This is a genomic window from Paraburkholderia sp. RL17-373-BIF-A, from assembly GCF_046030175.1.
In the GTDB taxonomy this organism is placed as follows: Bacteria; Pseudomonadota; Gammaproteobacteria; order Burkholderiales; family Burkholderiaceae; genus Paraburkholderia.
This window is the reverse complement of sequence record NZ_JARESO010000332.1, coordinates 1-810: the sequence shown is the minus strand read 5'-3', so window position 1 is coordinate 810 and position 810 is coordinate 1. Positions and strand designations below refer to the sequence as shown.

Below are 810 nucleotides of genomic sequence, written 5' to 3'. Positions count from 1 at the left end.
AATGGCGTACCGGGACTAACGCCGGATCGAATTAGCCTCGTCATGCAGCGTACCGAGTTCCGATATCAGCCGAAAGTTCCCGCGGCAACGCCTACTGTGATAGCTCCGGAGGTGCTTTTTGCAGCGGGATCGGCGCTCTTTTTGGTCTTGCTTGTGGCTTTCGCTTTGATTCTATTGCGCAGGAGGAGAAATACAACGTGAGCCCGTCTCTGCGCCGGCTTTACGCCCTTTGGTATCAGCCAGGACGGGAGATGGGACCCGGATGGTGGGGCACCTTAAAGCTGCCAGAGTGGCAGGAGCCATATGTGCAACAGCCGTTGGTTCGTCCGGCGTTGAACCGGCTAATTGCTAGTCGCTTAGGCCATGGTCGGAGCATACCAGAGATGAGTCCGGCAGCGGAGGCATTGTTGATGGATGAGCGGCGCGATTTGCTTTGCGTCGCGTTGGGCCTTTGGGCGTCGGGGTGTCTTGAATACTTAGTGCTGCAGCGGTATAGAGAGGCTCTCTCCTCCGTACTGGATCGCCGTGCCCTAGGTCAATTGCTAGTCCTGATGCCACTAAGTTCGGTCTGCGAGGCGCAGCTCGGTCCCGACGAACTGCTTGAGGGCGCACGCCGTTGTGGCCTTGCTTGGCTAGGAAGTTCGAATGACCCAGCGGTCCTAGCCTGCCGATTGTTGTGGGAGCCGGTCAGTCCGGAGCGCAATGGTCGGGGTGCGCCCGAAGCTGTTTTGGAAAAGCTCCTTAGATGGTTATGAAATCCAACCCGTTAAACATTCCTGTGCTAACGCTGCCTGGCAATATCCCCTTGGG

The 810-nt window shown here is 57.4% G+C and carries 1 protein-coding gene and 1 pseudogene; both read left to right on the top strand.

Annotation, left to right across the window (positions count from 1 at the left end):
• Positions 1-201: pseudogene (locus P0D80_RS50705) on the top strand (hypothetical protein); the annotation flags it as partial.
• Positions 198-755, top strand: a complete 558-nt coding sequence (locus P0D80_RS50700) for a type III secretion system domain-containing protein (RefSeq protein WP_408296420.1) — start codon at positions 198-200, stop codon at positions 753-755. The pseudogene P0D80_RS50705 and the gene P0D80_RS50700, both read left to right, overlap by 4 nt.
• The last annotated feature ends 55 nt before the right edge of the window (positions 756-810 follow it).